Here is a 25464-nt window from a genome sequence, read left to right on the forward strand (position 1 = left end):
CCTCAGCCCCCCATCCGCGCGCCGGCCGCGACGCGGCGGGCCTGCGCCTGGAAGGAGGCGCGCGGCTGGGCCGGAGCCGGAGCCGGGGCGGGCATCGCCCGGCTCGCACGCGGCGGCTCCGCCCGCAGCGGCGCAGCCGCGGGCCGGAAGGTTTCGACGATCTCGCTCAGGGCCGCGACCTGGCCGGCGAGCTCGCCCGCCGCCGCGACGCCGCGCCCGGCCAGCTCGGCATTCTGCCGGATACCCTTGTCCACCTGCGCCACGCTGCGGCTCATCCCACCCATGCCGTTGGCCTGCTCGGCGCTCACGGCTGAAATCTCCGCGACGGTCGCGGAAACCCTGCTCACGGCCGCGACGATGCGGCCGAGCGTCTCGCCGGTCTCGCGCACGAGGCCGACGCCTTCGGCGACCTGCCCGTTCGAGGTCGCGATCAGGCCCTTGATGTCCTTGGCGGCCTGGGCCGAGCGTTGCGCCAGCGAGCGCACCTCCGAGGCGACCACGGCAAAGCCCTTGCCGGCATCGCCGGCACGCGCCGCCTCGACCGCCGCATTCAGCGCCAGCAGGTTGGTCTGGAAGGCGATCTCGTCGATCACGCCGACGATCTCGGAAATGCGCAGCGACGAGCTCTCGATCCGCTCGATCGCACCGACCGCCTTCAAGACCACGTTCTGGCCTTCCTGCGCCACGCCCATCGTCGAGCCGGCGAGCTCGCTTGCCTCGCGCGAGCGCTCATGGCTGCGCCCGACCGAGGCGGCGATCGCCTCGGCGGTGCCCGATGCCTCGCCGAGCTCGCTCGCGACCTTCCCCGTGCGCGCCGCGAGATCGTTCGCGACCGTGTTCACGTCGATGGCGGCATGGCAGACCGAGCCGGCGGTGGCGCGGATCAGCTCGATCCGCTCCGCCAGCAGCGCGAGCGCCTGGTTGAGCTCCTGCTGCAGCCGCCCCAGCCGGCCGGGATGACGCCCTTCCATGCGGCAGGTCAGATCGCCCTCCGCCAGGGCCTCCACCACCGCGTCGATCTCGGCGAAGGCCTCGTCAAGCTGGCTGCTGATCCGGTTCACGCCCTCGGCGATCCGGGCGACGGTCTCCGACTTGCCCCGGGGGGCGATGCGTCCCGAGAAATCGCCTTCGATCGCGGCCTCGATCAGCTGCGAGGCCTCCTTGGCGACGGCGAGCTCGTCGGTCAGCTCGTGCCAGTCGACCGCGGTGCCGAGGCTGCGGCCATCCGCGGCCTCGATCGCCGTCAGCGTCAGGCAGACGATCCGGCGCCCCAGCGTCAGACGCACGGACGGCCCGGTCTCGAGGCGCGGCTCGGCGCGCACGCGCTCCATCACGCGCCCGAGCATGTCCTTGGCCGAGCAGCCCGGAAAGGCGGTACGGAAATCCTCCTGCGCCTCGGCGAAGAAGCGCAGCAGCCCCTTGCTGGCATAGATGACTCGGCCCTGCGGATCGCAGATCATCACATTGGCGCGGCCGTGATCGAGCGCGGAGCGCAGCCGCACCGCCTCCCCCGCCTGATCCTGCAGGGCGGCCAGCGCGCGCGACAGCGCGGCGGCTTCATGGCTTCCGCCGGCCTCCGGCAGAACCAGATCGGCGCCCTCCGCCAGGCGCGACGCGGCATGGGAGAGATGGGCGACGGACCGGTTCGCGCCCCAGGCGGCGAGCCCGCCGAGCAGCGCCACCGCCGAGACGGCGAGAGCGCCCATGGCCGGGCTTCCGGCCGTGGCCGTGTAGTAGGCGAGCCCGCCGGCCAATGCCGCCGAGCCGGCCGCGGTCAGCGGCTGGCTGACCGAGAGTCGTGAAAAGGGGCCGAGCGCGCTGCCCATCTGTCCTGTCGTTTCTTGTTCTGGCCCGCTTGGACGCTACGCTCGGGCTATGTCTTCAAAGCTGTTCAGGCGGCGCGGCTGGCCTTGACCTGAGCCTCGCCACCGCCGTCCCGGATCACCGCCGCCAGGTCGAGCAGCGCCACGATGTCGCTGTCGAGCAGGACGAGGCCTTCGATCAGGCCATGCTCGTCGCGCTCCAGGTCCGGCGCCGGGCGCACGGCCGAGACCGGCACGTCGACGATGTCCGAAACCGAGTCGACCAGCAGGCCGGCGGTCTTGTCCTCAACGTCGACGACGACGATCACATGCGTCGCGGTAGCGTCGGTGACGCCGATCCCGATCGCGGTGCGCAGGTCGTAGACCGCCAGGATGACGCCGCGCAGGTTGAGCACGCCGCGGACATGCGGGGCCGCATGCGGCAGCGGCGTGGTCGCCTGCCAGCCCTTGATCTCGCGGACCATGCCGACATCGATGCCGAAGGTGCGGTCGCCGACCTTGAAGGTCACGATCCGACGCGCCGCCGCTTCCGGCTGCGCCGACGAGAAGTGCTTTTCGCCGAGTTGGAGGGTCATGGTCATCCAGCCATCTTGAGGTCAGATTGAGGGCTCCGGTCGCCGGAAGCGGCGAGCCGCAGCATGGAATCGATATCCAGGATCAGGGCGACGAGGCCGTCGCCGAGGATCGTCGCCGCCGAGGCACCGTTGACGGTGCCGTAATTCGCCTCGAGGCTCTTCACGACCACCTGCTGCTGGCCGACGATCTCGTCGACCGCGATGCCGACATTGTTGCCGCGCTCGGTCTCGGCGATGATCACGATGTTCTCGTTGGTCGTGCCGGACGAACCCATCACGTCGCCGAGGCGATAGAGCGGGGTCACCTCGCCGCGCCAGCGCAGCACCTCCTGGCCGAAGGGCAGCCGCTCGATCGGCGTCGAGGCCAGATGCTGCGTCTCGATCACCGAGGCGATCGGGATGACGTAGCGATCGTCGCCGCAGCGGATCACCATCCCTTCGAGCACGGCCAGCGTCAGCGGCAGCGCCAGCGTGAACTTGCAGCCCCGCCCCGGCTCGGAATCGACGCTGATGCGCCCGCCGAGCGACTCGACGTTGCGACGCACCACATCCATGCCGACGCCGCGCCCTGAGATGTCGCTGACCGCTTCCGCCGTGGACAGGCCAGCCGCGAAGATGAGCTGGTCGATCTCCTCGGGCGCGAGCCGCTCGTCGGCGCCGACGAGGCCGCGCGAGCGGGCCTTGGCGAGCAGCCGGTCGCGGTTGATGCCGCGCCCGTCATCGGTGACGGAGATGACGATGCGGCCGGCGCGGTGCTCGGCGATCAGCCGGATCGTGCCCTCGCGCGGCTTGCCAGCCTCGGCGCGCTCGTCCGGCGTCTCCAGCCCGTGATCCATCGAATTGCGGATCATGTGGGTCAGCGGATCGGCGAGCTCCTCGATGATCGTCTTGTCGACCTCGGTGTTCTCGCCCTCGAGCACGAGGCGCACTTCCTTGCCGAGCGTCTGCGCGAGCTCGCGCACCAGGCGCGGCATGCGCTGGAACACCGCCTTCACCGGCTGGGCGCGCACCGCCATGACATGGTCCTGCAGCTCGCGCGTCTGGCGCGACAGGGTCAGGATGCCTTCGGCGGTCTTGGCATAGACGTCGTAGGGCAGCGAACGCACGCATTCGACCAGCATCGACTGGGTGATGACGATCTCGCCGACGAGGTTCATCAGCTTGTCGATGCGGTCGAGGTCGACGCGGACGCTGACCGCCTGACGCTGGCGCGCCGACTGGTCGTTGGCGGGCGCGCGCGGCGCGGCGCGGACGGCAGCAGGCGCCTCGGCGACGGGCGCCGGCGCGATCGGCGCAGCGACCGGCGGCGGCGCCGGCGCGGCAACGGGCTCGGCTGCCGGGCCGAGCTTTGCCAGGATGGCGGAAAGATCGGCAGCCACCGAGCTCGGCACCTCCGGCGCCTCGGCGGCAGGCTCCGCCGCCGGCGCATCCTCGGCCGCGGCGGCATCGAGCAGCTCGATCTCGAACTCCTCGTTCGCCAGGCTGAAATCGAAGCGCCCGTGCAATTCCTCGATGGAAAGCTCCGTGCGCAGATCGACATCGAAGCGCATCCAGCAATCGCTGACGTCGAGCGTCTCCAGCGGCGGCACCTGGCTCAGGTCGCAGCGGATCGCCAGGACGTCCTCGGCCGGCAGCGAACCGAGCACGACGCGCGGCTCGATCACGCGCCGGAACAGATCGGCGTCCGGCGTGATGCGCAGGCGCAGGTCGCGGCCGGACTTCTCGGCGGCTGGCGCGGCGACGGGTTCGTCGTCCCAGCCGTCATCGGCGGGCGGAGCGGCGGTCTTGGCCTCGACCATGGCGAGCAGATTGCCGAGCGCGGCGATGCCGGGAGGCGCATCGTTGTCGGCTGCGGGCGCGACCGGCTCGGGCGCCGCGACGACGGGCGCGGGAGCAGGCGCGGCGACAGGCGCCTGCGGCTCCTTGCCGACCTGCTCGAGGGCAGCCAGCAGGTCGGGCCGCTCGGTCGCCGGCTCGTCGTTGCGCGCCGCCGCCACCAGATCGGCCACGGCGTCGGAGCAGCGCAGGAACAGCGTGAAGGGCGCATCCTCGATCGCGACGCGGCCAGACCTCAGATGGTCGAGCGAAGCCTCGAAGACATGGGCGAAACCGACGAGCTCGGTGCAGCCGAAAGCCCCCGCCCCACCCTTGATCGAGTGGATGGCGCGGAAGGCGGCATTGACGTCCTCGGAATCGTTCGAGCCCTCGTCGAGGGCCTGGAGCTTCTGCTCCAGCGCTCCGAGGAGCTCGTCGCATTCCTGGAAGAAGGTCTGCTTGAGTTCTGCCAACGGATCCATCGGCCAGCCTTCAGTTCTGGTAGCGCGCGACGAGGCCGAGCAGCGTGTTGGGCTCGAACGGCTTGACCATCCAGGCGCTGGCGCCGGCGCGGCGGCCCTCGGCCTTGATCTCGGCGCCGTTCTCGGTGGTCAGCACGATGATCGGCGTGTTCTGCCCGGCCGGACGCGCGCGGCAGGCGCGGGTGAACTCGATCCCGTCCATGATCGGCATGTTGAGGTCGGTGATGACGAGATCGGGCTTGAACTGCTCGAACTTGGTCAGCCCGTCCTCGCCGTTCTCGGCCTCCGCCACCTCATGCCCGGCATTCCGCAGCGTCAGGCTGAGCAGGCTGAGCAGAGTCTTGGTGTCGTCGATGGCCAGGATTTTCATGCCCGTCACTCCAGAACGAGAGCGCTATGGGCCGGATCGAAGCCGATCGCCCGCAGCGATTCGCGGCACTCGGACGAGGCCGCCTTGAGCGTGACCGAAAGCCCCCGCGCGCTGGCGCTGGCGGCTGCGGAATGAAGGAGCTGGATCCACAGGCTCGGCAGCGGCCCGGCCTCGGCACATTCGACGGCGACGCTTTCCTTCTGCTCCAGCGCGACGAGCAGCTGGTTGCGGAACGTCGCGGCCTCGGAACGGCCGAGGAAGGGAGGAAGCGAAACGGTGATGACCATGCAGGGCGACCCAGGATTGCGCCGGTGGAGCATCACAACGAACTGGTAAAAACTTCGCTAAATGGCGCGGGCGGCGTCAAGATTCATGTCAATTTCGCGACATTTGCGAGGCGCCTGTCGGGCTCAGAACATGCTGTTGCTGATGGCGCGCGGCACCAGCGAGATCTTGCCGTTCGCCTCCCGGTATTTCCTGGGCATGTTGATGATGCCCGAGAGATGCAACCAGAGATTGTTGGGCGAGATCGGCTTGGTAATGATCTCGTGCGCGCCGAGCTTCGCCGCCTGCACGACCGAGCGTCGGTCCGGCCGCTCCATCATCACCAGCACCGGCGCCTTGGCGAAGGGCGAGGTCTTGAAGGAGCGGATCGCGGCAAGGCATTTGACGCTGCCGCCATCGGCCAGGTCCCAGTCCAGGATGACGATGTTCGGCTGCTTCTGGATGAAGGTGGTCGCCGCCGAGGAGAGGTCAGCCGCCTCGAAGATGCGGTTGAGCTGCGCCTGATACAGCATGGTGCGGATGAGACGCCGGTAATGCGGGCTCGAATCGATGAGCAGCACCGACAGGTTGGGGAAGGATGGCGCGATATGCATGGCGCTCGCTCGGGTACTCTCTCACTCAACTCGACAGGCGGGATGGCTCCCCGCTACACTTTCAGCCCGATCCGGAAGCCGCCCCAGTGCCGGCCCTTCACCATGATCGGCGCCGACAGGTCCTCCATCACCAGGAACTGCCCGCCCCCCATGTCGCGCCGGTAGCTCTGCAGCAGGAAAGGCTTGCGGTTGCGCGCGGCGGCCAGCCCCGTCCGGTCGTCGAAGATGCGGCGGTTGCGGCAATTGGCGTTGTTCCAGACCGGATCATGGCCCTGCGGCTGCGCATATTTGCGGTTATGCGTCGGCAGGAAGCCGTTGCGGTCGACCGCGGCGCAGAACACGATCCGCCCGTTCGCGGCGAGCAGCTTTTCCTGGAGCGGTGGCAGCAGCCGGTCGGTCAGCGGCACGAAGCGCGTCATGTGCTGCACCGGGTCGGAGCCGGCGATCGGCCGATAAGCCTCGTCGAACAGATCGGCGAGCGTGACTTCGCCGCGGGCCAGCGCCGTCTCGAACATCTCCGCGATCGTCGCCGCCGTCTCCATCGCCGTCGCGATCAGCTCCGACTGCGCGGTGCGGACGCCCGAGGCGGCGATCGAGCCGAGGATCCCCTCGCTGATCGCGACCAGCGCGTCGGTGCGCTCGACCGCCTGCTCGAGGATATGGGTCGAGGCATCGACACCGGCGACGAGACCGGCGAGGTCCTGCCCTGCCTTGGCGCAGGCCTCGGCATTCTCCCGCGTCGGCCGCGACACGGCCTCGATCTCGCCGATCAGCTCGACGACCGAACGGCCGAAGGAGTCGAATTCGCTGACCTGCTGCGAGATCGTCTGGCTGCCCTCGCGGGCGCGCTGCGCGGTCTGCGCATTCTCCTGGCTGCGGCGCGAGAGCGCGTCGACCGCCTTGACCAGGAGGTCGAGCTGGGTGGCGCTCGCGGCCGTCGCCTCGCGCGTCTGCTCGGCGAGCGTCTTCACCGCGGCGGCGATGACGGCGAAACCTCGGCCGGCCTCGCCGCTGCGCGCCGCCTCGACGCCGGCATTGATCGACAGGAGCTGGATCTCGCGCGTGATCGCATGGATCGCGTCGCTCGAGGCGCGCGCCTTGTGCGCGTCGGCGACGGCCTGAGCCAGCGCCTGCGACATCGACTGCGCCTCCTCCGACAGCGTCTCGATATCCGTCTGCGCGGCGCTGAGGCCGAGCTTGACCGAGCCGGTGACGCGCTCGAGGCCGCTGCGGACGACGGAGGCCGCTGCCTGCGCACCCTCCGCCGCCTGCCTGATCGCATGGTTCGCGCCCGCGACCTGCTCGACCACGCCGACGACCCGCCTCAGGCCGGCAGTCTGCGTCTCGAACTGCTGGGTCACGTCGCCGATCCGGCCCGCGACATCGGTGATCTCGGCGCTGAGCTTGCCGAAGCGCTCGGCGATCTCGCGCACGGCGCGCTCGGCCCCGGTCTCCGCATTGGCGACGGCGCGGAGGGGCGCCTCGGCAGGCTGAGCCGCATTGCCAAAAGACTCGTCCGGAAACGCCGGGTCGGCCTTGAGAGCCAGTGCGTGCATGCGAGGCGTTCCCCTGAACCGGCGGATGACCTTCCGGAACCTAGTAAAACGCGGTAAACCGGTCGTTAAGAGGCGTTTTGGGGCGTTAAGCAGCATTCCGGGCAGCGCGGCCTGCCGTCGATCCTCCCGCTCGGGCGGAAAAGCGCGGGAACCACCGTGAACCTTTCGACGTAGACGAACGACAACAACCGGCGGCGGCCGGACCGGCTGCCGGCCATCACTCCCTGCAGGAGAACGTCATGACCGCATTCGCAGCCCTTTCTCGTCGCGGCGCCCTGAGGCTGGGCACCGCGGCCCTCGCAGCCGCAGCCTCTCCTCGCGCCTGGGCCCAGGCAACGGCCCCGGCCGCGCCCGCCGGCCCCTTCTCGCTGCCGAAGCGGGCCTATGAGCCCAACGCTCTCGAGCCGCATATCGACGCTGCGACGATGGACATCCACTACAACCGCCACCACGCGGCTTACGTCGCCGCCCTCAACAACGCCGCCAAGGACAATGGCGTCATCGCCAAGGCCTCGGTCGGCGAATTGCTGGCCGACCTCAACCAGCTGCCGGAGAATCTGCGCATGGTCGTGCGCAACAATGGCGGTGGCCACGCCAACCACACGATGTTCTGGGAGGTGATGGGGCCCGCTGCCGGCGGCGCTCCCACCGGCGACGTCGCCGCCGCGATCACCCGCGACCTCGGCGGCTTCGACAAGTTCAAGGCCGATTTCGAAGCGGCGGGCCTGCGCGTCTTCGGCTCCGGCTGGGTTTTCGTCACGGTCGACAAGGACGGCAAGCTCGCCCTGCTGGCCAAGCCGAACCAGGACAGCCCGATCATGGAGAAGCGGATGGTGCTGCTCGGCAACGACGTCTGGGAGCACGCCTATTACCTGAAGTACCAGAACCGCCGCGCCGACTACCTCAAGAGCTGGTGGAACGTGGTGAACTGGGCGAAGGTCAACGAGCGCTACGCCGCCGCCAAGGCCGGCAAGCTCGCGATCTGACCATCGACACCCGACCAAGACCGCAGGGGCGCGGGATCCCCTCTCCTATAAGGAGAGGGGTAGGGGTGAGGTGTAGGCCGTTCGACCAGCGAAGCGCCGCCTCACCGCCGCTACGACCACCCCACAGCAAATTCGGTGAGGGACCTACCCCTCACCCTGCCCTCTCCCTACGGGAGAGGGTTCCCCGCGCTATCCGAGCATGACGGTGGAATGGGCCTAATGCCCAACCTTGGCGCCGCGCGTTCCTTCGCTCAGCCGCGGCAGGAACCAGGCGAGGAGCCCGACCAGCGGGATGAACGAACAGATCTTGTAGACCGCCTCGATGCCAAGGATGTCGGCGAACGCGCCGAGCATCGCCGCCGCCAGCCCGCCGAGACCGAAGGACAGCCCGTAGAAGAAGCCGCCGACGAGGCCGACCCGGCCGGGCAGCAATTCGAGCGCGTAGATCAGGATCGCGGCAAAGGCGCTCGACATGATCAGGTTGATCAGGATCGTCAGCACGCCGGTCCAGAACAAATCGGCATAGGGCAGGATCAGCGTGAAGGGCAGCGCGCCGAGGATCGAGAACCAGATGATCTTGTTGCGGCCGATGCGGTCTCCCAGCATGCCGCCGCCCAGCGCCCCCGCCGCCGAGGAGGCGAGGAACAGGAACAGCATCACCTGCGAATTCTGCACGGAGATGCCGAACTTGCCGATCAGGTAGAAGGTGTAGAACGAGGTGAAGCTCGCCGTGTAGGCGTTCTTCGAGAACAGCAGGACGATCAGGATCGTGATCGCGAAGGCGACCGAGCGCCGGCCGGGCCGGGCGGGTGCCGCGCCGGCTGCCGCAGCCGGCTTGGGCGGACGCGCCCTGTCCAGCCGGGCATAGCTCGCCGCGGTCCAGACCATCAGCATCATCGCGACGAGTGCCGCGACCGAGAACCAGGCGAGACTGCCCTGCCCGCGCGGCACGATGATGAAGGCCGCCAGCAGCGGCCCGAGCGCCCCGCCGGTCTGCCCGCCGACCTGGAAGATGCCCTGCGCCAGCCCGTGCTGCCCGCCGGAGGCGTTGCGCGCCATCCGCGTCGCCTCGGGGTGGAAGATCGAGGAGCCGATGCCGACGCAAGCCGCCGAGACGAGCAGCAGCCCGTAGCTGCCGGCATAGGACAGCCCGATGAGGCCGGCGAGGGTGAAGCCCATGCCGACCACCATCGAATAAGGCATCGGATGCTTGTCCGTGTAGAGCCCGACGGCCGGCTGCAGCAGCGAGGCCGAGACCTGGAAGGTCAGCGTGATCAGGCCGATCTGGCCGAAGTCGAGCCGGTAGCTTTCCTTGATGATCGGGTAGATCGCCGGGATCAGCGACTGGATCATGTCGTTGAGCAGATGCGTCAGGCTGAGCGCGATCAGCACCGGCATCATGGCTCGTTGCGGCAGGGAGGCGGTCGGCGCGCTGACGGTCATGACGGCAGGTTCCGGGGGCGGTTCGGCCGGACCGATTCCCTCCGAAGCGCCGCGGAACGCTCTAGACGATCCCCCTCGCCGGCACAATTTCATGAGCCGGCGCCATGAACATGGCCGCACTGCGCCGGAATCGCAGCGCTTTCGCAGATTTCCCGGCGGGGAGAGGCGCGCGTCGTCGCATCCGCTTAATGACGTGACGGTGCGGTATCCCCGATCAGCGCGAGCTCGCGCCGGGCCTCCGCCTCCTGCCCGAGCAGGCGCAGCGACTGCGCCTTGTGGCGCCGGTACAGCGGATTGCCCGGATCGGCCGCAATGGCGAGCTCGATCGCCGCGATGGCCTCCCGATGGCGGCCGAGCGAACGCAGGCTGTTGCCCTTGTGGAACGCGAAATCGTACCGCCCCGGCTGCTGTGCGAGCAGCCCGTCCATCACCGCGACCGCCGCCTCGTGCCGCCCGAGCTCGCGCAGGTAATTCGACTTGTGATAGCGGTGGAACGGCTTCTCCGGCGCGCGCGCGATCGCCGCGTCGAAGGCCGCGAGCGCCGCCTCCGGCTGCCGCATCTTGCGATAGGCATAGGCGATCGACATGCGGAACTCGCCCTCGTCCGGGCGCAGGGCAAGCCCCGCTTCGAAGGAACGGATCGCCGCCTCGCCGCGCCCGAGCTCATGGAGATAGTAGCCCTCGTAATAGAGCAGGTCCGGATTGTGCCCATCATCGGCGAGCGCGGCCTCGATAACGGCCAGCGCCTCCGCATAGCGCTCTCGCTTCTCCAGCGCTTTCGCCTGCCCGATCGCGGCGGCGCCGGGACCGGACGGTCCGGTTTCGCCCCGGAAGATCGCCAGCACGCGCGGCTGGCCCCGCGCCTCGGCATGCTGGAGCGCGGACAGGCCGTCCCGGTCGACCAGATGCGGATCGGCGCCTGCCTCGACCAGCGCCTCGACCACATCGGCATAGAGGCGCCCGCCATCGCCGAAGATCACCGCCTCCTGCAGGGCGGACCAGCCGAGATCGTTGGCATGGTTCACCGGAATGCCGGCGGCGAGGCAGGTGCGGACCGTGCGCAGGAAGCCTTTCTCGCTCGATGGCAGCAACGGCGTGCCGCCGAAGCGGTTGACGCTGTTGGGATCGGCACCGGCCGCGATGGTCAGCTTCAGGATCGCGTCGAAGCCGTTGGCGCCGGCGCAGAGATAGGGCGTGAGCAGCGTCGCATCGCGCGCATTGACGTCGCTGCCGGCCTCGATCAGGCGGCGCGCCATCGCGAGATCGTCGTTCTGGGTCGCCGCCATTAGGGCGGTGCGGCCGGCCGCGTCACGCGCCTCCAGATCGGCGCCCTCCCCGAGCAGGCGGTCCACCGCGGCGAGATCCCCCGCCTTCGCGGCTACGATCAAGGGCGCGACGGAAGATGAAGCATTCATCGGCTGGTCCTGTCGATCCGTCATGGCCGGATCATGCCCGGCCGGCGGGCGGGCTGGAAACAGCCGCGGCAAGGCGCGCGACCAGTTGCTTCTGGTCGTCGGTCTCGGGGCCGGACCCGGCGGCGGCGATCACCGCTGTCGCCTCCTCGCGGTGAAGGCCGAGCGCGAGCAGGATGCAGATGCCGACGGTGCCGGATCGGCCGATGCCGGCCGCGCAATGCATGTACAGCGCTCTGCCGGCGCGCAGGTCGCGTGCCGCCTCGGCTGCGAGCGCCATGAGCCCGGCCTCGTTGGTCGGGACGCCGAAATCGCCGATCGGAAAGCTGGTCACGGATATGCCGAGCCCGGCCTGCCCCGCGGCATAGTCCGGCGATTTCAGCGCGATCTCGTCGCGGGGCGTGAGGCAGATGATGCGCTCGACCCGCTGCTCGACCAGCTCAGCCAGATCCTCGGCCAGCGGACGCCATCGCCCCGGCATCGGTCCGAGCCAAAGCCTGCCGGCGATCCCGGCGGGCAGACGCACGGGCCGCATGAAGGGTGCATCGGCGTTCGTCATCTCGGCCTCCGTCGCGGCCGCCTCGGCTCGGCCTTTGGGCATTCCGCAATCGCGTCGGGCGCCGGCTTCCCGCACCGGCCCTCATGCCGGCAACGCATTCCATGCAGCGATCGATCCCTGTATGCAATCTCGCGGACATCGCGGAGCCGACGTCGCTGCATCGAGGACCAGAGCCATGAGCAACCATCTCTTCGACCTGATCCGGTCGCGCATGCCGGCGCCGGAAGCGCCCTTCGCGCTGCTCGATGACGGGCGCCGCTACAGCTATGGCGACATGCTCGAGGCCTCTGCCCGCTTCGCCAATGCGCTCGCCGCGCTCGGCGTGAAGCCGGGCGATCGCGTCGCGGTACAGGTCGAGAAGAGCTTCGATGCGCTGATGCTCTATCTCGGCACGGTGCGCGCCGGGGCGATCTTCCTGCCGCTCAACACCGCCTATACCCCGGCCGAGATCGCCTATTTCCTCGGCGATGCCGAGCCCGCCGTCTTCGTCTGCGACCCCGCAAAGGCGCAGGCGCTGCAGCCCGTGGCCGCGCAGGCCGGCGCGCAGCTGGAGACGCTCGGCGTCGGCACCGGCAGCCTGCTCGACAAGGCCAAGGCCGCCTCGACGGGCTTCGCCGATGTGGCGCGCGGCCCGGACGATCTCGCCGCCATCCTCTACACCTCGGGCACGACCGGCCGGTCGAAGGGGGCGATGCTCAGCCACGACAACCTGGCCTCGAACGCGCTGGCGCTGGTCGACTACTGGCGCTTCGGCAAGGACGACGTGCTGCTGCACGCCCTGCCGATCTTCCACACCCACGGTCTCTTCGTCGCGACCAACACGATCCTGCTCGCCGGCGCCTCGATGATCCTGCTGCCGAAATTCGACCCGGACCAGGTCTTCAAATACCTGGCCCAGGCGACCAGCATGATGGGCGTGCCGACCTTCTATGTCCGCCTCCTGCAGGACAACAGGCTGACGCCGGCCTCGACCGGCCATATGCGCCTCTTCGTCTCCGGCTCGGCGCCGCTCCTGGCGGAGACGCATCGCGAATGGCGCGAGCGTACCGGCCACGCCATCCTCGAGCGCTACGGCATGACCGAGACCAACATGAACACCTCGAACCCCTATGACGGGGAGCGCGTCGCCGGCACGGTCGGCTTCCCGCTGCCGGGCGTCTCGGCGCGTGTCGTCGACCCGGAGACCGGCAAGGAGCTCGCGGCCGACGAGATCGGCATGATCGAGGTCAAGGGCGCGAACGTCTTCAAGGGCTATTGGCGCAACCCCGAGAAGACCAAGGCCGAGTTCCGGCCGGACGGCTTCTTCATCACCGGCGACCTCGGCAAGATCGACCCTGCCGGCTACGTCCACATCGTCGGGCGCGGCAAGGACCTGATCATCACCGGCGGCTACAACGTCTATCCGAAGGAAGTCGAGACCGAGATCGACGAGATGCCGGGCGTGATCGAAAGCGCCGTCTTCGGCGTGGCGCATCCCGATTTCGGTGAAGGCGTCACCGCCGTCGTCGTCGCCAAGCCCGGCGCCGAGATCACCGCGAAGGGCATTGCCACGGCGTTGGAGCAGCGGCTGGCCAAGTTCAAGCAGCCCAAGCAGGTCTTCGTCGTCGCCGAACTGCCGCGCAACACCATGGGCAAGGTCCAGAAGAACCTGCTGCGCGAGCAGTACAAGGACATCTACGCCCGGCAGGGCAAGGTCGGCGCCTGAACGGCTGCCGGATCCAATGCGGGGGCCGATGCGCCCCCGCCGCCCCGCATGTTCGGATCAGCGGGCGGTGTTCAGCGCCACTGCCGCCTGCACGAGCGCCTTCAGCGCCGCCTCGTCGACCGGATCGCCCTCGCGGAAATCGATGGCGCGGCGGACATTGCCGTCGAGGCTCGCATTGAACAGGCCGGCCGGATCGGCGAGCGCCGCGCCCCTGGCGAAGGTCATCTTGACCACGCTCTTATAGGTCTCGCCGGTGCAGATGATGCCGCCATGCGACCATACGGGCACGCCGCGCCACTTCCACTCCTCGACCACCTCTGGATCGGCCTGCCGGATCAGCCCCCGCAGCCGTGAGAGCAGCGCGCCGCGCCAATCGCCCAGGCTCTCGATCCGCTCGTCGATCAGCCGTGACGGCGACTGGCCGTTCTCCGTGCCGCTCTTGCTCGTCACGCTCATCTCCTTCGTTCTGCGTCCGTATGCCGGGCGCCGGATCGCCCTCAGGGAACCCAGCCCGGCAGCTGCGCCGCCTGTGCGATCCAGCGCGCGAGAAGCTCGTCCTCGAACGGATCATCGGCATGGATATGGAAATAGCGCGTATCCTGGTGCCGCGAGGTCACCGGCGGCGGAAGCTGCAGCGACGCGCCCTGGAAAAAGGCGATCTTGATGTATTTCGTGAAGCAATGGAGCCCGACGAACCAGCCTTGCCCCTCGACCCCATAGAGCGGCGAGTTCCATTTCACCGCCTTGCGGACATCGGGGATGGTCCGCACGATGAGCGCGTCGAGGCGCTTCCCGACATCGCTCTTCCAGTCCGGCATCGCCGCGATATAGGCCTGCACGGCCTCGTCCCCATCCGCCTTCGCGATCTGCGGGTTCCCGCCCGAGAGCAGGACGGGCTTGCCGTCGGCCTTGGCGCCGGCAGGCTTCCGCGCAGCGGCTGCCTTTCTCGTGGTGGCAGGCTTCTTCGCCGGCTTTTCGGCCAATGTCACACTCCCATCCGTTGGCGGGCCGGCCCCGCCCCTCCAGGATACGCCCCGCTCGGGAGCCTATCCTGGAACAAGGACCGGATCGCGGCGGCAGCCATCAGCCCATGCGTGCGAGCAACTCTTCCAGCGCCGCCAGGAAGCGGGGCCAGCCGCTCCGGGCGCCATGGAAGTAGCGCGGCTGGTCGGGGCGGAATCCGGTCTGCTCCATTCGCAGCAGCGTCCCGGCGCCGGCCGGCGCCAGCGTCCATGTGACCACCGTCTTCAGCTCATGGTCGCCCCAGCTGTAGGACAGGCTCCTGGGCGCCTCGATCTCGAGCACCTCGCAGGAGACGGAGCCCCACTCCGCACTGAAATCGAAGCGATGGCCGACCACCGGCTGGAAATCGTTCTTCATCAGCCATTCGGCGATGAGATGCGGCTGGGTGAGCGCGCGCCAGATCTTCTCCGGCGGATGCGCGATCTCGCGCTCGACCAAAACGGATTGCGTTGCGCTCGCCATGTCGTTCATTGATCCATCCTCTTGAGCAGATCTTCGAGATCGTCGAACCGGTTTTCCCAGAACCCGGCCATCCGGCTGGTCCAGTCGATCAGCGGGGTCAGGGCGCCGGGCAGGACGCTGTAATGCGTCTGGCGGCCGTCCTGGCGATCCCGCACCAGCCCCGCCTGCTTGAGTGCCGCGACATGCTTCGATACGGCCGGCTGCGAGACGCCGGCCTGGGCCGTCAGGGCCCCGACCGTCTGCTCGCCCTCGCGGCAAAGCCGCTCGAAGATCGCACGGCGCGTCGGATCCGCAAGCGCGCGAAAGAGCCTGTCATGAGCATTCGACATCCTGACCCATAACTCATCGGTTATTGAACGGATTCATAACCGACCAGTTATAGAACCGTCAATCCCGGGAGCTTGGGAGTTCGGAGCCTCGATCGGGCCGGCCGGCATGCCCCTTGCCCTGCCCCGCCAGCTTGCATGGGGCGATGTCGTGTCGCCGTGCCGAATTGAGAAAGGCGACGAAGAGATGCCCCGCTTCGATCCAGCCAGACCCGCGCCGGTCCGCTTCGAGGCGCTCGATTCCTGGCGCGGCATCTGCGCGCTGATGGTGGCGATGATGCATTTCCCAGCCTCGGGCCCGCTCAGCGAGAGCGCGCTCCTGCGCAATGCCTTCCTCTTCGTCGATTACTTCTTCGTGCTCTCCGGCTTCGTGATCGCCCATGGCTTCGCCCCGCGCCTGTCGGGAGGGCTCGACTATGCGCGCTTCGTGGTGACGCGCTTCGGGCGGATCTATCCGCTCCACGCCGCCGTTCTCCTCGCCTTCGCCGCCTGGGAGGTCGCCCGCCTGCTGGTTCCGGCGCTCCGGGGCGCGGGACCGGCGCCGTTCGGTGCGGGCCACACCGTCCCCGAGCTCCTTTCGAGCTTCGCCCTGCTCGACGGGCTCGGCCTGGCCGGCGGGCTCAGCTGGAACGGCCCGAGCTGGAGCATCGCCGCCGAGTTCTGGACCTATCTGCTGTTCGGCCTGGCGGTCGTCGCGCTCGGCCGGCGCTACTGGCTCGCGCTGCTGCCCGCCATCCTCGCCGGCCCCGCGATCCTCTATCTGCGCTCGCCGGACTACATGAACGCGACCTGGGATTACGGCTTCCTGCGCTGCCTCTACGGCTTCTCGCTCGGTGCGCTGGTCTATGTCGTGGCGGGTCCGGGACTGGTCGCAGCCCATCGGCGGGGGCCCAGCCGGCGCCTGCTCTGGACCGCGGTAGAATGCGCCGCGCTCGCCGCCGTCGCGGCCTTCGTCGCCCTGGCGGGCGGAAACGCCGCCGGCATCGCCGCGCCTTTCGTCTTCGCCGCCGCCCTGCTTGTCTTTGCCCGCGAGGCCGGGCTGGTGAGCCACATGCTGCGCCGGCGCGCCTTCCTCTGGCTTGGGGCGCTGTCCTACGCGATCTACATGGTCCACATCTTCGTCCAGAGCCGGATGATCAACGCCGCCACGCTGGTCGAGAAGCTGACCGACCTCGATCTGGTCGGCGATTTCACGATGAGCGGCGAACGCTTCTACGGCTTCGGCGTGCAGGGGCCGCTGGTCGGAACGCTCGCCCTCGGCGCGATGGTCGTCGCGGTCGTCGCGGTCGCCCTGCTCGCCCATGTCGCGATCGAGCGCCCCTGCCAGCGCCTGTCGAGGCGCCTCGCGGCGCGCCTGGGCGAGCCTCGGTTCGAGCCGTCGCCCCAGCCCGTTCTCGCCACCGTCCCCGTGCGCTGTGACGCGCCGGCCTTCCCCCGCCCGCACCGATCCTGAGCCGCGCTCAGGGCGCGGTCCGGTATCGCGACAGGAAGCGCAGATAGATGACGGCGAAGAGCAGCGCGAACCAGACGGGATCGGCCCGCCGGAAGAAGAAGCTCTCCAGATTGGCGGAGTAGATGGTGAACAGCCAGATCTGCAGCATGAGATCGGCGATGAGCCTGTTCTCCGGGAACTGCCGGGCGCGGTTGTAGTCGCGGATCGGCGCGATCACGAGGACGACCGCCACGAGCAGCAGGCCGACGATGCCGAAATGGACGGCGGCGTCGAGGAAGCTGTTGTGGCCATGCGGCATGCCGCTCGAGATGCCGGTCTCGTTCTCGCCGATCTCGGCGTATTTCACCGCATCGCTCGCCCAGAAGGTCTCGAGGCCGAAGCCGACGATGGGGCGCTGGGCGAGCCGGTCGAGCGCAAAACCCCAGATCTCGGTGCGGCCGGTATAGGTCTGTCCCGGACTCAGCGCCTGGAGGATGTGGTCGACCGGCGGCAGCAGCACCGATCCCAGCGTGAACGTCACCATCAGTGCGAAGGGCCCGAGCGCGAGCATCGTGCGCAGCCGGCTGCTCTCGACCCAGCTGCAGGCCAGGCTCAGCCCCAGCACCGCCGGAGCCAGCCCGATGCCGGTCTTCGAGCGCGTGCTGAGCAGGAAGACCAAAGCGAGCGCCGTGATCGCGATGCCCCGCAGCCTGAGCCCGGCGCGGAAGACGAAGATCCCGACGAAGAACAGCACCCCCATCATGCTGCCCGCGATGCTCTTATGGTCGAAGGAGCCGCGCCAGGAGCCGGCGTGCTGCGCCTCGTTGCGATCCGCGGCGGTGTGCATGGCAAGATCCGGCCAGACCAGGAGCCCGAGATAGTTCAGGCCGAGCAGCACGAGCGCGACCAGCGCGATCATCCAGGCGAAATGCGCCCGTCCGGTGGGCATCAGCACGCTCGCGCCGGCGATGATCGTCACCGTCACCAGAAACAGGAAGGCCCGCAGCGAGACCGCGAAATCGTCGGACCGGAAGACGCTGAACAGGATCCAGACGAACATCAGCGCCCAGGAGGCCCGCCAGTAGCTCCGGACCAGCTTGCCGTCGATCCGGCAGAGCGCCGCCATCCCGGCGATGGCGAGCCCGGTGAAGAACAGCTGGTTCAGCACGTTCGAGGAGGCGTAGTTCTCCGCCCCGTCGCCCTTGAACGGCGCCGTCGAGATCCAGGCGAGCAGCAGCGAGGCGATGAAGACGAAGCTGCGAAAGCCGAAATCGGCCCCCTCCCGCGTCGAACTCTGCGCGGTGAGCGCGGTCATGGCGCGCGGCCGGACACCGTCGCGGCCCAGCGGGCGACGAGCAGCACCGTCACCACGTAGAAGCCGACGAAAAGGCGCTCCCACGCCGCCGGATACAGCAGGAAATGCACGATCATGGTGACGAGCATGGCCGGCGCCAGCGCCCGGATGCGCGCTTCCAAAGCCGATACCGCCTTGGGGCGGCCCAGATCCGCCGCGCCCAGGCAGGCCAGCACGACGATCGTCAGCAGGAATTCCGGATGGTTCGTGGCCGCCTCGAACAGCCCATAGATCACCGCCTTGGCGTAGCCGACGGCGGAGATCGCGAAATTGGGGAACTTCATCGCGTCGGGCTGGTCGACGAAGGCGAAGTTGAACAGCACGACATGGCCGAGATTGCCGCTCAGCCGGCCGACCAGGAGATAGGTCGCGACCGCTGCGGCAGCGACGAACAGGGCTGGCAGGAGCTGCCGCCGCCCGCCGGCATAAAGCCATTCGGCGGCGAGCAGGAACACCAGCAGCAGGATCGCGTTGCTCCGCGTCGCGACCCAGGCCACCGCGAGAAGCGTCAGGACGAGCGTCCGGCGCCAGTCGCTGCGGTCGTTGAGCCAGGCCAGGACGAAGGCGATCTGGAACATGATCGCCAGGGCATCGGGCGTCCTGAGCGTCGCCGTCTTCAGCCCCGCCGCGACGAACCAGGCCAGCGGCACTGCCAGCAGCGCCTGCGGTGGCAGCAGCCGCGTGCCGAGGAAGAACGACAGCACGATCGCGATGGCGGTCGCGGCAGCGCTGACGAGCGACATCGCCAGCAGGTCGCTGCCGGTCAGCCGGCCGAGCAGCGAGACGGCGGCGATATAGAGCGGCTTGCTCGCATAGAACGGCAGATTGGCCTGGAAATAGGCCTCGTCGCTCGCCATGCGCGCGCCATAGGGCCCGCCGACCAGCTTGCCGAAGGCCTCGGGCCCGGCCGCCACCCGCATCTCCTCATAGGCGGCCGCATGCCCCGCCTCGCCCCTGAACTGCTTGGCGAGCGCGGCATAGGTGATCGCGTCGAAATTGTTCTCCGGGCGCAGCAGCGCGCCGCCCATGAAGAGCAGCGCGACGGCCAGCGTCGCGACCCAGGCGAGGCCGCGCGATGAGAGCAGCGAGGCAGCCCTGGAGAAGCGGGCGAGATCTGCGGTCATCCTGGAGCTGTTCGCCATCCATGCGCGCGGGGCCCGCTGCCCTGTTAGATCGAAACCCTTGAACCGACCCTTAATCCCGCGAATGCGGGGTCGATCTGCGGGTAAACCTCGCCGTTGGCGACGTGTCGCAGAGCTCTCCTCCAGAACTCGAAAGCAGATGGAAGCGTGGGACCAATCGCAGGCGCCGAACGGAGAGGTTCGGCGGCGGCCGCGATATCCGCTTGGATCACTGTCGGCCGGCCGAACACGATCTGACGGATATCCGACGGGTTGATCCGCGCCTCGAACTGCAGAGCATTCTCGGCCGGGACGGTCAGCATGGCCGGTTCACCGGACCGGGGCCCGAGCGATCCAGCGGAGCGCCGTCGAGGTCTCCGGGCCTTCCCGGAGCGATCACATCGCCGGGCTCGCGGCGGATGGGATCGGCTTCCACGCGCTGAAGGCCAGAACGGCGTTGAGACCGCCGAAGGCAAACGAATTCGATAGCGCGTGCCGCACGCTCGCAGGCCGCGCGCCTTCAGCCACGACATCCAGGCCGCACTCCTCGTCCGGTTCCGCGCAGTTGGCCGTGGGGGGAACCAGCTGATGATACAGCGTCAACGTGGTCGCCAGCGCTTCGAGCGCGCCGGCAGCGCCCAGGCAATGGCCAAGGACGCCCTTGATCGAGGACACCAGCGGCAGGTCGTCGGCCGGGAAGACCGCGCGAATGGCCCTGCTCTCGACGATGTCGTTCATCAACGTCCCGGTGCCATGCGCATTGACGTAGTCGATCGCGCTGGGAGCGAGGCCCGCGCTCGCCATGGCACGCTGCATCGCCGCTTCAGCTCCCGATTGATCGGGAGAGGTCAGGTCGCCGGCGTCGGCATTGGCACCGAACCCCACGAGCTCGGCATAGATGCGGGCATTGCGGGCGACCGCTCGTTCCCATTCCTCGAGAACAAGGATGGCGCTGCCCTCGCCGAGCACCAGGCCATTCCGGTTGCGCGCGAAAGGACGGCAGGTGTCCCGCGACAGGATCCGCAGGGCGCTCCAGCCGACCAATGTGCCGTTCGTGATGCAGGCTTCGGAACCGCCCGCCAGCGCGATATCGCAATCGCCATGGAGGATCGCCCGGAAGGCCAGACCGATCGCATGGGATCCGGAAGCACAGGCGCTCGCCACCGCGAAGGTATTGCCGCGCAGGCCGAGATCCATCGAGATCTGGCTTGCCGGAGCATTGGTCATCAGCTTCGGGATGGTGAGCGGATGGACCCCGCGCCCACGCTCGCCATAAATCCGATGGAAGCTGTCATCCAGCGTGTTCATGCCGCCGACGCCGATACCGATCACGACATCCGCCTTCGCCAGTCCGGGATCCTCGGGCAGGAAGCCCGCATCGGCGACCGCTTCCCGCGCCGCGACGACGGCGAATTGCGAGACGCGATCGAGAGATGTCTGACGCTTCGCACTGAAATGCGCATCGGGATCGAAAGCGTGAGCCTGCGCCGCAACCGGGCAGCCGACATCCTCCATGCGCGGGAGCCGCAACGGCCCGATGGCCGTCTCCCCAGCCACGACACGCTGCCAGGTCGTCGCGGCGGTCAATCCGGCCGGCGAAACCGCGCCAAGGCCGGTGATTGCGACGCGCCTCATGCCGGCGCACGCTTGAGGAGAGCTTGGCCGAAGAGCCGGACCTCGCCGCTCGACGGCCGCGCGAGGCCGGTGACGAGGTTGAGCGTCGTCGACTTGCCGCAGCCGGTCGGGCCGACGACGGCGACGAACTCGCCGCGCGCCACGCTCATGTTGAAGTCCCGGATCGCCGTCATCGACTTGCCGTCCGGCGTGATGAAGCGGCGCGAGACGTTGACCAGCTCGACGACCGGGCTGCCGGCCGCGTCGGTTGCAGGCATGGGACCTCCTTCGCCGCAATGGCGGCGTCACGGACGGGCGCTCGATGAAAGGCGACAAAGGAGGAGCGACCGGATCGCGCCGGCCGTCCCCCCGGGGGCGTGCGGCCTATTTCGCAGCCTTCACGAACTCGGTCGTGTAGGTCTTCGACAGGTCGATCTGCTTGCCCTTGATGTTCTTCGAGAAGCCGGAGAGCACGGCGAGAACCGTCTCGGGGCCGCCCTGCGGCATCACGCCATCGGCGGTGAACATCGCCTTGCCGTCGGCCAGCGCCTTCACATAGCCGTCCTTGTCGCCGACATAGTAGTCCTTCGGCATCTTGTCGGCGATATCTTCGGCGCTGTGCGTGTTGATGTATTTCAGCGTCTTGACGAAGGCGTTGGCGAGCTTCTGCACGGTCGGCCGGTTCTTCTCGACCCAGGCCGTGGTCATGTAGAGCGAAGCCGCCGGATAGGTGCCTCCGAGTGCCGCCTTGGTCTGTTCGACCGTGCGCATGTCGACGAGGACGCGTGCCTCGCCGGTCTTCAGCAGCCGCGAGATCGTCGGCTCGGTGGTCATGCCGGCCTGAATCTTGTCCTGCTGCATGGCGGCGATGAAGGTGGCGCCGGCACCGACGGGCACCGAGGTGAAATCGGCGAGCTGCACGCCCGACTTCACCATCAGATACTGGGTCAGAAAGTTGGTGGAGGAGCCGAGCCCGGTCACGCCGAGATTCTTGCCCTTGAGATCGGCCATCGACTTCACGTCGGGGTATTTGTTCGAGACGAGCTCGACCTCGCCCGGTGCCTGGCTGAACTGGACGACCGACTCGACGAATTTGCCCTTCGCCTGCAGATCGACGCAGTGGTCGTAGAAGCCGACGACGCCCTGGACCACGCCGGCGAGCATCTCGTTCTCGGCATCGACGCCGGCCGCCTCGTTGAGCAACTCGACATCGAGCCCCTCATCCTTGAAGTAGCCGAGGCTCTCGGCCAGCTTGGCCGGCAGATAGATCTGCTTCTCGTAGCCGCCGACCATGATGGTCACCTTGTCCGCAGCAAAAGCCGAGGTGGCGGCAAAAAGCGAAATGAAGGCGAAAGAACGGATGGCTGCGCGCATGCGCATGGCAAGGCTCCCTGTTTGGTTTCCTACCCGGTTCGCCTCGCTTGGTGAGGAGGCTTGTCGCCGGCTTATCGGCCAGTAGCCCGTCAACCTTTCGCCAACCTTTCGGTCCGGAGACCGACGTTTTTGTGTTCCAGCGCCTTGGACGGCAGGCGACGAGCGCCCGCGGATAAGCAAGGCGTGACGCGAGAGCCAACCCTCGCCATGCATCCGCGCACATGCTGACCCTGTCGAAACGAGGGTAGCTGGGCGCCCGATCACCCCATATCATGCTGCGTCGCACAATCTTTGGTGCATCGCAGCATAGTTGAGAGACTACCATGGCGAAGCGGAACAGCGGATCGGTTCGCCGCCGCAAATCCTCGGACCTACGGAAGCAATGGCGCGCCATTGTCGAAGCCTGGAAGCAGGGTCATCTCGAGTGGCAGGGCGCTTGGGGGCCGGCCCCGAACGAGGCTGGCTGCCTGTGTCCGCGCACGATCCTGGTCGAGCAGGGGCTGGTCGTCGCCGAAGCCGCCTGAGCCGGCAGCGCCACCACCGCTCCTCCGCCTTCGGCCTGGGTCGGACCGCCCCCGCTCCGACCCAGCCGCGCGGCCCCGATCAGGCCTTCTTGCACGCGTCGCGGAACTTCTTGCGGGCCTTGCCGTGAAGCCCCTTCTGATCCGCCTGATCGGAGCAGGCTTTCGACTTGGCAGTCCTGTCAGGCGAAGACGTCATGGCCTTCTTCCCGGAAGGAGCCGTCGGTGCGGGAGCCGTCGCCGCCGGCTTGGCGGCCGGAGCAGAGGGGGCTGGCATTTGCGCGGCGGCGTAGCCCGTCATCATGGCGAGTGCGGCCATCGGCAGCAGATAGCGCGAGAGGTTCATGTCATCGTCCACCGTTAACCCGGGGGATCGGTTCCAGGCAGTCGCCGGGCCGGCTGTCGGATGATCGGAGTTCGCGCCCGGCCGATTGAATGGTTGCTGAACGAATAGCGGCAGCAATCGGACGCCAAGCCGCTCGCTCGTTCTCATGGCCAGCACGTTGAAGAATGCGCTAGTTTCCGAATGAGATCGACCGAGGTGCCTCATGTTCGAAGCCGTCAAAGACAAAGTCGAAGCCGAGATCGTCGCGCTGGCAACCCAGAACCAGCATCTCCTCACGGATTTCCTCGGCGAGAAGGCCTCCAGCCTCGTCAATGACGATGCTGCGATGAGCAGTCTCTCGCTCAAGCTCTACGACCTTCTGCCGGCCATGCTGAAATCGATCGTCGGACAGGACACGTTCACGTCCTTCATGCTCGACAATCGCCAGCGGCTGATCGCGGCCATCACCGCAGCTACGCAACCATCCGGCGGAAAGAACACCTGATTTCGCTCAAGACTCCGGCGCCCGGTCCGGATCGACCGTTCGCCTGCCGAGCCCCTGGGTTGTAGCGGGCCGCCGACCTCACAGAAGCCTCGATCGCAGCCCGGTGGGCACACGAGGACACCCCGTCGTTTCGAACTTGCTCCCGTGGCGGGACGAAGCGCCTCTTCCACTCTGGCAGGCCAGCCACGGTCAACCCGCAAGAGGCGACGCTAGTCGCGAGCGATGCGGGCTCATGTCGGCGCGTCTCGCAAAATTGGTGAAAGCAACAAAATTTGGAACGGAGGCCCAAGCTCCATGGCGGAGGCCCCGAAATGGGCGCGCCAATTAAGCTGTTGTTTTGAAGCGATAAACTGCCTCGTTGATCACAAGGACTGAGCATCGATCCGGCGGTCTCTTGTCGGAACGCTTTGTGCTTGGCGCAAAGCAGTTTTTCACGAGACCCCTCGTTATGGCCACCGCTTGCTCTACCGGACTCGATATCGGGTTCGCCACGCTCGACTTCGGTCAGATCATCGTGCTCGGGCTTGTTCAGGGTGTCACCGAGCTGCTGCCGATTTCCTCCACCGCCCATATGCGGGTAGTCCCGGCTTTGCTGGGCTGGCCTGACCCGGGTTCGGCCTTCTCGGCATTGATGCAGCTCGCGGCACTGGCGGCCGTGGTGAGCTATTTCAGGCGCGATATCCGCAGCATGGCTGGCGGGGCTCTCGATGGCCTCAGGACCCGCCAATTCACGGCGGAGCCCGCCCGGCTGGCGCTAGGTGTCGTGCTCGCGACGATCCCGATCGTCATCGCCGGCGTGGCGCTGGCGCCGATGCTCAATCGCTGCGGCTCGCCCTTGCGCTCGCTCGGCGTGATCGGCGCCGCGTCGCTGGCGATGGCGCTGCTGTTGGCCGCGACGGAGTGGTTTGCCAGCCACCGACGGACAGCCACCCAGGCGGACGTCCGGGATTTCCTGCTGATCGGCCTGGCCCAGATCGGCGCGCTAATTCCAGGCGTGTCGCGCTCCGGCTCGACCCTGACGGCCGCGATGGCGCTCGGCTTCAAGCGCGCCGAAGCGGCGCGACTGTCTTTCCTTCTCGGCTTGCCGGCCATCACTCTCGCCGGGCTGAAGGAGGCATGGGAGATCGCGCGCGCCGGGATCGATGCGCATGCCGTGGCGCTCCTGGCCGTCGGCCTGGTCGCCGGCTCGCTGGCCTCCTTCGTCGCGATCTCGGGGCTGATGCGCTATCTTGAACGGATGTCGAGCTGGATCTTCGTGATCTACCGGGCGGGGATGGGTGTCTTCCTGTTATGGGCCGTCGCCGCTCGCTGGCCTTCTTGATGCCCATGCCCAGAAACGTCTCGGTCGACATCGCCGCTCATGTGAAGCGCCTCTGCGGGATCGGCAGGCAAGGGCTCGCGATCGCCGCGCTCCTTCTGCTCTGCATGGGCGCGCGCGCAGCATTTGCGGGTCCCGTGGCGGACTGGCGCTACTGCTATGCGGGTTCCGACCAGACCCGTCGCTTCTACATTTCCCAGCCATTCGCGGCCTCCGGCCCCCTGGACACCGTCGAGCGGCAATGGATCGCCTGGCTCGGCCAGCAGGCCGTGCGGTACGAGACGATCGGTTGTCCGATGGGGCCTGATCGGGCGGCGGTGGAAGCCTCGATCACATCGGCGGTGCGCTACAATGCCACCCAGGGCCGCAGCGCGGTCGAGCTCGACTGGCGATCCAACCGCGAGTGATGCACGGGGAGGCACGGCCGGCGCCCCTCACCTGCCGTGAGCCCGCGTGCGGTGCATGGCAATCCCGAGGCCGGGAAC

General features: G+C 68.1%; 27 protein-coding genes and 1 pseudogene. 7 read left to right on the forward strand and 21 right to left on the reverse strand.

What is annotated here, in order from left to right; translation table 11 throughout:
* Nucleotides 1-2 precede the first annotated feature (2 nt).
* The 7 genes from B5Y19_RS01610 to B5Y19_RS01640 form a co-directional block, all read right to left on the reverse strand.
* Nucleotides 3-1826, reverse strand: a complete 1824-nt coding sequence (locus B5Y19_RS01610) for a methyl-accepting chemotaxis protein (protein WP_079591020.1) — start codon at nt 1824-1826, stop codon at nt 3-5.
* Between the two features lie 65 nt (nt 1827-1891).
* Nucleotides 1892-2404: a chemotaxis protein CheW gene (locus tag B5Y19_RS01615; RefSeq protein WP_079591021.1), complete on the reverse strand. Its 513-nt coding sequence runs from the start codon at nt 2402-2404 to the stop codon at nt 1892-1894.
* Nucleotides 2401-4695, reverse strand: coding sequence for a chemotaxis protein CheA (locus B5Y19_RS01620; protein WP_079591022.1), 2295 nt, complete (start codon nt 4693-4695; stop codon nt 2401-2403). Before B5Y19_RS01620 ends, B5Y19_RS01615 begins: the two co-directional genes overlap by 4 nt.
* 10 nt (nt 4696-4705) lie before the next feature.
* The gene (locus B5Y19_RS01625; RefSeq protein ID WP_055726730.1) at nt 4706-5065 is read right to left on the reverse strand and encodes a response regulator; all 360 of its coding nucleotides are present in this window, start codon (nt 5063-5065) and stop codon (nt 4706-4708) included.
* A 5-nt stretch (nt 5066-5070) separates the two neighbouring features.
* Nucleotides 5071-5352, reverse strand: a complete 282-nt coding sequence (locus B5Y19_RS01630) for an STAS domain-containing protein (protein WP_055726729.1) — start codon at nt 5350-5352, stop codon at nt 5071-5073.
* A gap of 123 nt (nt 5353-5475) precedes the next feature.
* Nucleotides 5476-5943 (reverse strand): response regulator, encoded by a 468-nt coding sequence (locus B5Y19_RS01635; RefSeq protein ID WP_055726728.1) that lies wholly within the window; start codon nt 5941-5943, stop codon nt 5476-5478.
* Nucleotides 5944-5996: 53 nt separating this feature from the next.
* Nucleotides 5997-7499 (reverse strand): methyl-accepting chemotaxis protein, encoded by a 1503-nt coding sequence (locus tag B5Y19_RS01640; RefSeq protein ID WP_055726727.1) that lies wholly within the window; start codon nt 7497-7499, stop codon nt 5997-5999.
* 239 nt (nt 7500-7738) lie between these two features.
* Here B5Y19_RS01640 and B5Y19_RS01645 point away from each other — a divergent pair, with 239 nt between their 5' ends.
* Entirely contained in the window at nt 7739-8485 is a 747-nt protein-coding gene (locus B5Y19_RS01645) for a superoxide dismutase (RefSeq protein WP_055726726.1), read from the forward strand.
* Between the two features lie 216 nt (nt 8486-8701).
* Here B5Y19_RS01645 and B5Y19_RS01650 read toward each other — a convergent pair whose 3' ends face one another.
* The 3 genes from B5Y19_RS01650 to B5Y19_RS01660 form a co-directional block, all read right to left on the reverse strand.
* Nucleotides 8702-9928: an MFS transporter gene (locus B5Y19_RS01650; protein WP_055726725.1), complete on the reverse strand. Its 1227-nt coding sequence runs from the start codon at nt 9926-9928 to the stop codon at nt 8702-8704.
* 185 nt (nt 9929-10113) lie between these two features.
* Nucleotides 10114-11343 carry an ankyrin repeat domain-containing protein gene (locus B5Y19_RS01655; RefSeq protein WP_139384223.1) on the reverse strand — a complete coding sequence of 410 codons (1230 nt, stop codon included), beginning with the start codon at nt 11341-11343 and terminating at the stop codon, nt 10114-10116.
* A 31-nt stretch (nt 11344-11374) separates the two neighbouring features.
* Complete coding sequence (locus B5Y19_RS01660; protein ID WP_176168536.1) at nt 11375-11899, reverse strand: protein-tyrosine phosphatase family protein; 525 nt, start codon at nt 11897-11899, stop codon at nt 11375-11377.
* Nucleotides 11900-12074: 175 nt separating this feature from the next.
* Between B5Y19_RS01660 and B5Y19_RS01665 the strand changes: the two genes are divergently transcribed.
* Nucleotides 12075-13604 (forward strand): malonate--CoA ligase, encoded by a 1530-nt coding sequence (locus tag B5Y19_RS01665; RefSeq protein ID WP_079591025.1) that lies wholly within the window; start codon nt 12075-12077, stop codon nt 13602-13604.
* Nucleotides 13605-13661: 57 nt separating this feature from the next.
* Here B5Y19_RS01665 and B5Y19_RS01670 read toward each other — a convergent pair whose 3' ends face one another.
* The 4 genes from B5Y19_RS01670 to B5Y19_RS01685 all read right to left on the reverse strand — a co-directional run bounded on the left by B5Y19_RS01670 (nt 13662) and on the right by B5Y19_RS01685 (nt 15418).
* Nucleotides 13662-14054 carry a DUF1801 domain-containing protein gene (locus B5Y19_RS01670; RefSeq protein WP_411914131.1) on the reverse strand — a complete coding sequence of 131 codons (393 nt, stop codon included), beginning with the start codon at nt 14052-14054 and terminating at the stop codon, nt 13662-13664.
* A 47-nt stretch (nt 14055-14101) separates the two neighbouring features.
* A complete protein-coding gene (locus B5Y19_RS01675; RefSeq protein WP_176168537.1) occupies nt 14102-14593 on the reverse strand; it encodes a DUF1801 domain-containing protein in 492 nt (163 codons plus the stop codon).
* 94 nt (nt 14594-14687) lie between these two features.
* Nucleotides 14688-15098 carry an SRPBCC family protein gene (locus tag B5Y19_RS01680; protein WP_055726721.1) on the reverse strand — a complete coding sequence of 137 codons (411 nt, stop codon included), beginning with the start codon at nt 15096-15098 and terminating at the stop codon, nt 14688-14690.
* Nucleotides 15095-15418, reverse strand: coding sequence for an ArsR/SmtB family transcription factor (locus tag B5Y19_RS01685; RefSeq protein WP_055726720.1), 324 nt, complete (start codon nt 15416-15418; stop codon nt 15095-15097). The genes B5Y19_RS01680 and B5Y19_RS01685 overlap by 4 nt, the downstream gene beginning before the upstream one ends.
* Nucleotides 15419-15602: 184 nt before the next feature.
* Here B5Y19_RS01685 and B5Y19_RS01690 point away from each other — a divergent pair, with 184 nt between their 5' ends.
* Nucleotides 15603-16868, forward strand: coding sequence for an acyltransferase family protein (locus B5Y19_RS01690; protein ID WP_055726719.1), 1266 nt, complete (start codon nt 15603-15605; stop codon nt 16866-16868).
* A 7-nt stretch (nt 16869-16875) separates the two neighbouring features.
* Here the strand turns inward: B5Y19_RS01690 and B5Y19_RS01695 are convergent, their stop codons facing one another.
* The 6 genes and pseudogenes from B5Y19_RS01695 to B5Y19_RS01720 all read right to left on the reverse strand — a co-directional run bounded on the left by B5Y19_RS01695 (nt 16876) and on the right by B5Y19_RS01720 (nt 22316).
* Nucleotides 16876-18162 (reverse strand): O-antigen ligase family protein, encoded by a 1287-nt coding sequence (locus B5Y19_RS01695; RefSeq protein ID WP_055726718.1) that lies wholly within the window; start codon nt 18160-18162, stop codon nt 16876-16878.
* Entirely contained in the window at nt 18159-19325 is a 1167-nt protein-coding gene (locus B5Y19_RS01700) for a hypothetical protein (RefSeq protein WP_079591027.1), read from the reverse strand. Before B5Y19_RS01700 ends, B5Y19_RS01695 begins: the two co-directional genes overlap by 4 nt.
* A gap of 44 nt (nt 19326-19369) precedes the next feature.
* Entirely contained in the window at nt 19370-19645 is a 276-nt protein-coding gene (locus tag B5Y19_RS01705) for a hypothetical protein (RefSeq protein WP_055726716.1), read from the reverse strand.
* 73 nt (nt 19646-19718) lie between these two features.
* Nucleotides 19719-20957 (reverse strand): beta-ketoacyl-[acyl-carrier-protein] synthase family protein, encoded by a 1239-nt coding sequence (locus B5Y19_RS01710; RefSeq protein WP_055726715.1) that lies wholly within the window; start codon nt 20955-20957, stop codon nt 19719-19721.
* Between the two features lie 26 nt (nt 20958-20983).
* Nucleotides 20984-21214, reverse strand: a pseudogene (locus tag B5Y19_RS26575) (ATP-binding cassette domain-containing protein); the annotation flags it as partial.
* A gap of 106 nt (nt 21215-21320) precedes the next feature.
* Complete coding sequence (locus B5Y19_RS01720; RefSeq protein WP_055726714.1) at nt 21321-22316, reverse strand: ABC transporter substrate-binding protein; 996 nt, start codon at nt 22314-22316, stop codon at nt 21321-21323.
* A gap of 317 nt (nt 22317-22633) precedes the next feature.
* Here B5Y19_RS01720 and B5Y19_RS01725 point away from each other — a divergent pair, with 317 nt between their 5' ends.
* On the forward strand, nt 22634-22834 hold the full coding sequence (locus B5Y19_RS01725; RefSeq protein WP_055726713.1) for a hypothetical protein: 201 nt from the start codon (nt 22634-22636) through the stop codon (nt 22832-22834).
* Nucleotides 22835-22913: 79 nt separating this feature from the next.
* On the opposite strand, the gene B5Y19_RS01730 is transcribed toward B5Y19_RS01725, so the two are convergent.
* Nucleotides 22914-23177, reverse strand: a complete 264-nt coding sequence (locus tag B5Y19_RS01730; RefSeq protein WP_055726712.1) for a hypothetical protein — start codon at nt 23175-23177, stop codon at nt 22914-22916.
* 202 nt (nt 23178-23379) lie between these two features.
* On the opposite strand from B5Y19_RS01730, the gene B5Y19_RS01735 reads away from it, so the two are divergent.
* From B5Y19_RS01735 to B5Y19_RS01745, 3 genes are all read left to right on the forward strand, one after another.
* Nucleotides 23380-23661, forward strand: coding sequence for a hypothetical protein (locus B5Y19_RS01735; RefSeq protein ID WP_055726711.1), 282 nt, complete (start codon nt 23380-23382; stop codon nt 23659-23661).
* A gap of 448 nt (nt 23662-24109) precedes the next feature.
* Nucleotides 24110-24982: an undecaprenyl-diphosphate phosphatase gene (locus B5Y19_RS01740; RefSeq protein WP_079591028.1), complete on the forward strand. Its 873-nt coding sequence runs from the start codon at nt 24110-24112 to the stop codon at nt 24980-24982.
* Complete coding sequence (locus B5Y19_RS01745; protein ID WP_055726709.1) at nt 24952-25386, forward strand: hypothetical protein; 435 nt, start codon at nt 24952-24954, stop codon at nt 25384-25386. The genes B5Y19_RS01740 and B5Y19_RS01745 overlap by 31 nt, the downstream gene beginning before the upstream one ends.
* Nucleotides 25387-25464 lie beyond the last annotated feature (78 nt).

The sequence above is a fragment of the Allobosea thiooxidans genome, assembly GCF_900168195.1.
Classification (GTDB): Bacteria; Pseudomonadota; Alphaproteobacteria; order Rhizobiales; family Beijerinckiaceae; genus Allobosea; species Allobosea thiooxidans.

What these genes read in the sequence shown, in the direction of transcription:
- B5Y19_RS01610 (WP_079591020.1), bottom strand. Translation starts at nt 1,826, where the DNA reads ATGGGCAGCGCGCTCGGCCCCTTTTCACGACTCTCGGTCAGCCAGCCG.
- B5Y19_RS01615 (WP_079591021.1), bottom strand. Translation starts at nt 2,404, where the DNA reads ATGACCATGACCCTCCAACTCGGCGAAAAGCACTTCTCGTCGGCGCAG.
- B5Y19_RS01620 (WP_079591022.1), bottom strand. Translation starts at nt 4,695, where the DNA reads ATGGATCCGTTGGCAGAACTCAAGCAGACCTTCTTCCAGGAATGCGAC.
- B5Y19_RS01625 (WP_055726730.1), bottom strand. Translation starts at nt 5,065, where the DNA reads ATGAAAATCCTGGCCATCGACGACACCAAGACTCTGCTCAGCCTGCTC.
- B5Y19_RS01630 (WP_055726729.1), bottom strand. Translation starts at nt 5,352, where the DNA reads ATGGTCATCACCGTTTCGCTTCCTCCCTTCCTCGGCCGTTCCGAGGCC.
- B5Y19_RS01635 (WP_055726728.1), bottom strand. Translation starts at nt 5,943, where the DNA reads ATGCATATCGCGCCATCCTTCCCCAACCTGTCGGTGCTGCTCATCGAT.
- B5Y19_RS01640 (WP_055726727.1), bottom strand. Translation starts at nt 7,499, where the DNA reads ATGCACGCACTGGCTCTCAAGGCCGACCCGGCGTTTCCGGACGAGTCT.
- B5Y19_RS01645 (WP_055726726.1), top strand. Translation starts at nt 7,739, where the DNA reads ATGACCGCATTCGCAGCCCTTTCTCGTCGCGGCGCCCTGAGGCTGGGC.
- B5Y19_RS01650 (WP_055726725.1), bottom strand. Translation starts at nt 9,928, where the DNA reads ATGACCGTCAGCGCGCCGACCGCCTCCCTGCCGCAACGAGCCATGATG.
- B5Y19_RS01655 (WP_139384223.1), bottom strand. Translation starts at nt 11,343, where the DNA reads ATGAATGCTTCATCTTCCGTCGCGCCCTTGATCGTAGCCGCGAAGGCG.
- B5Y19_RS01660 (WP_176168536.1), bottom strand. Translation starts at nt 11,899, where the DNA reads ATGACGAACGCCGATGCACCCTTCATGCGGCCCGTGCGTCTGCCCGCC.
- B5Y19_RS01665 (WP_079591025.1), top strand. Translation starts at nt 12,075, where the DNA reads ATGAGCAACCATCTCTTCGACCTGATCCGGTCGCGCATGCCGGCGCCG.
- B5Y19_RS01680 (WP_055726721.1), bottom strand. Translation starts at nt 15,098, where the DNA reads ATGAACGACATGGCGAGCGCAACGCAATCCGTTTTGGTCGAGCGCGAG.
- B5Y19_RS01685 (WP_055726720.1), bottom strand. Translation starts at nt 15,418, where the DNA reads ATGTCGAATGCTCATGACAGGCTCTTTCGCGCGCTTGCGGATCCGACG.
- B5Y19_RS01690 (WP_055726719.1), top strand. Translation starts at nt 15,603, where the DNA reads ATGCCCCGCTTCGATCCAGCCAGACCCGCGCCGGTCCGCTTCGAGGCG.
- B5Y19_RS01695 (WP_055726718.1), bottom strand. Translation starts at nt 18,162, where the DNA reads ATGACCGCGCTCACCGCGCAGAGTTCGACGCGGGAGGGGGCCGATTTC.
- B5Y19_RS01700 (WP_079591027.1), bottom strand. Translation starts at nt 19,325, where the DNA reads ATGACCGCAGATCTCGCCCGCTTCTCCAGGGCTGCCTCGCTGCTCTCA.
- B5Y19_RS01705 (WP_055726716.1), bottom strand. Translation starts at nt 19,645, where the DNA reads ATGCTGACCGTCCCGGCCGAGAATGCTCTGCAGTTCGAGGCGCGGATC.
- B5Y19_RS01710 (WP_055726715.1), bottom strand. Translation starts at nt 20,957, where the DNA reads ATGAGGCGCGTCGCAATCACCGGCCTTGGCGCGGTTTCGCCGGCCGGA.
- B5Y19_RS01720 (WP_055726714.1), bottom strand. Translation starts at nt 22,316, where the DNA reads ATGCGCATGCGCGCAGCCATCCGTTCTTTCGCCTTCATTTCGCTTTTT.
- B5Y19_RS01725 (WP_055726713.1), top strand. Translation starts at nt 22,634, where the DNA reads ATGGCGAAGCGGAACAGCGGATCGGTTCGCCGCCGCAAATCCTCGGAC.
- B5Y19_RS01730 (WP_055726712.1), bottom strand. Translation starts at nt 23,177, where the DNA reads ATGAACCTCTCGCGCTATCTGCTGCCGATGGCCGCACTCGCCATGATG.
- B5Y19_RS01735 (WP_055726711.1), top strand. Translation starts at nt 23,380, where the DNA reads ATGTTCGAAGCCGTCAAAGACAAAGTCGAAGCCGAGATCGTCGCGCTG.
- B5Y19_RS01740 (WP_079591028.1), top strand. Translation starts at nt 24,110, where the DNA reads ATGGCCACCGCTTGCTCTACCGGACTCGATATCGGGTTCGCCACGCTC.
- B5Y19_RS01745 (WP_055726709.1), top strand. Translation starts at nt 24,952, where the DNA reads ATGGGCCGTCGCCGCTCGCTGGCCTTCTTGATGCCCATGCCCAGAAAC.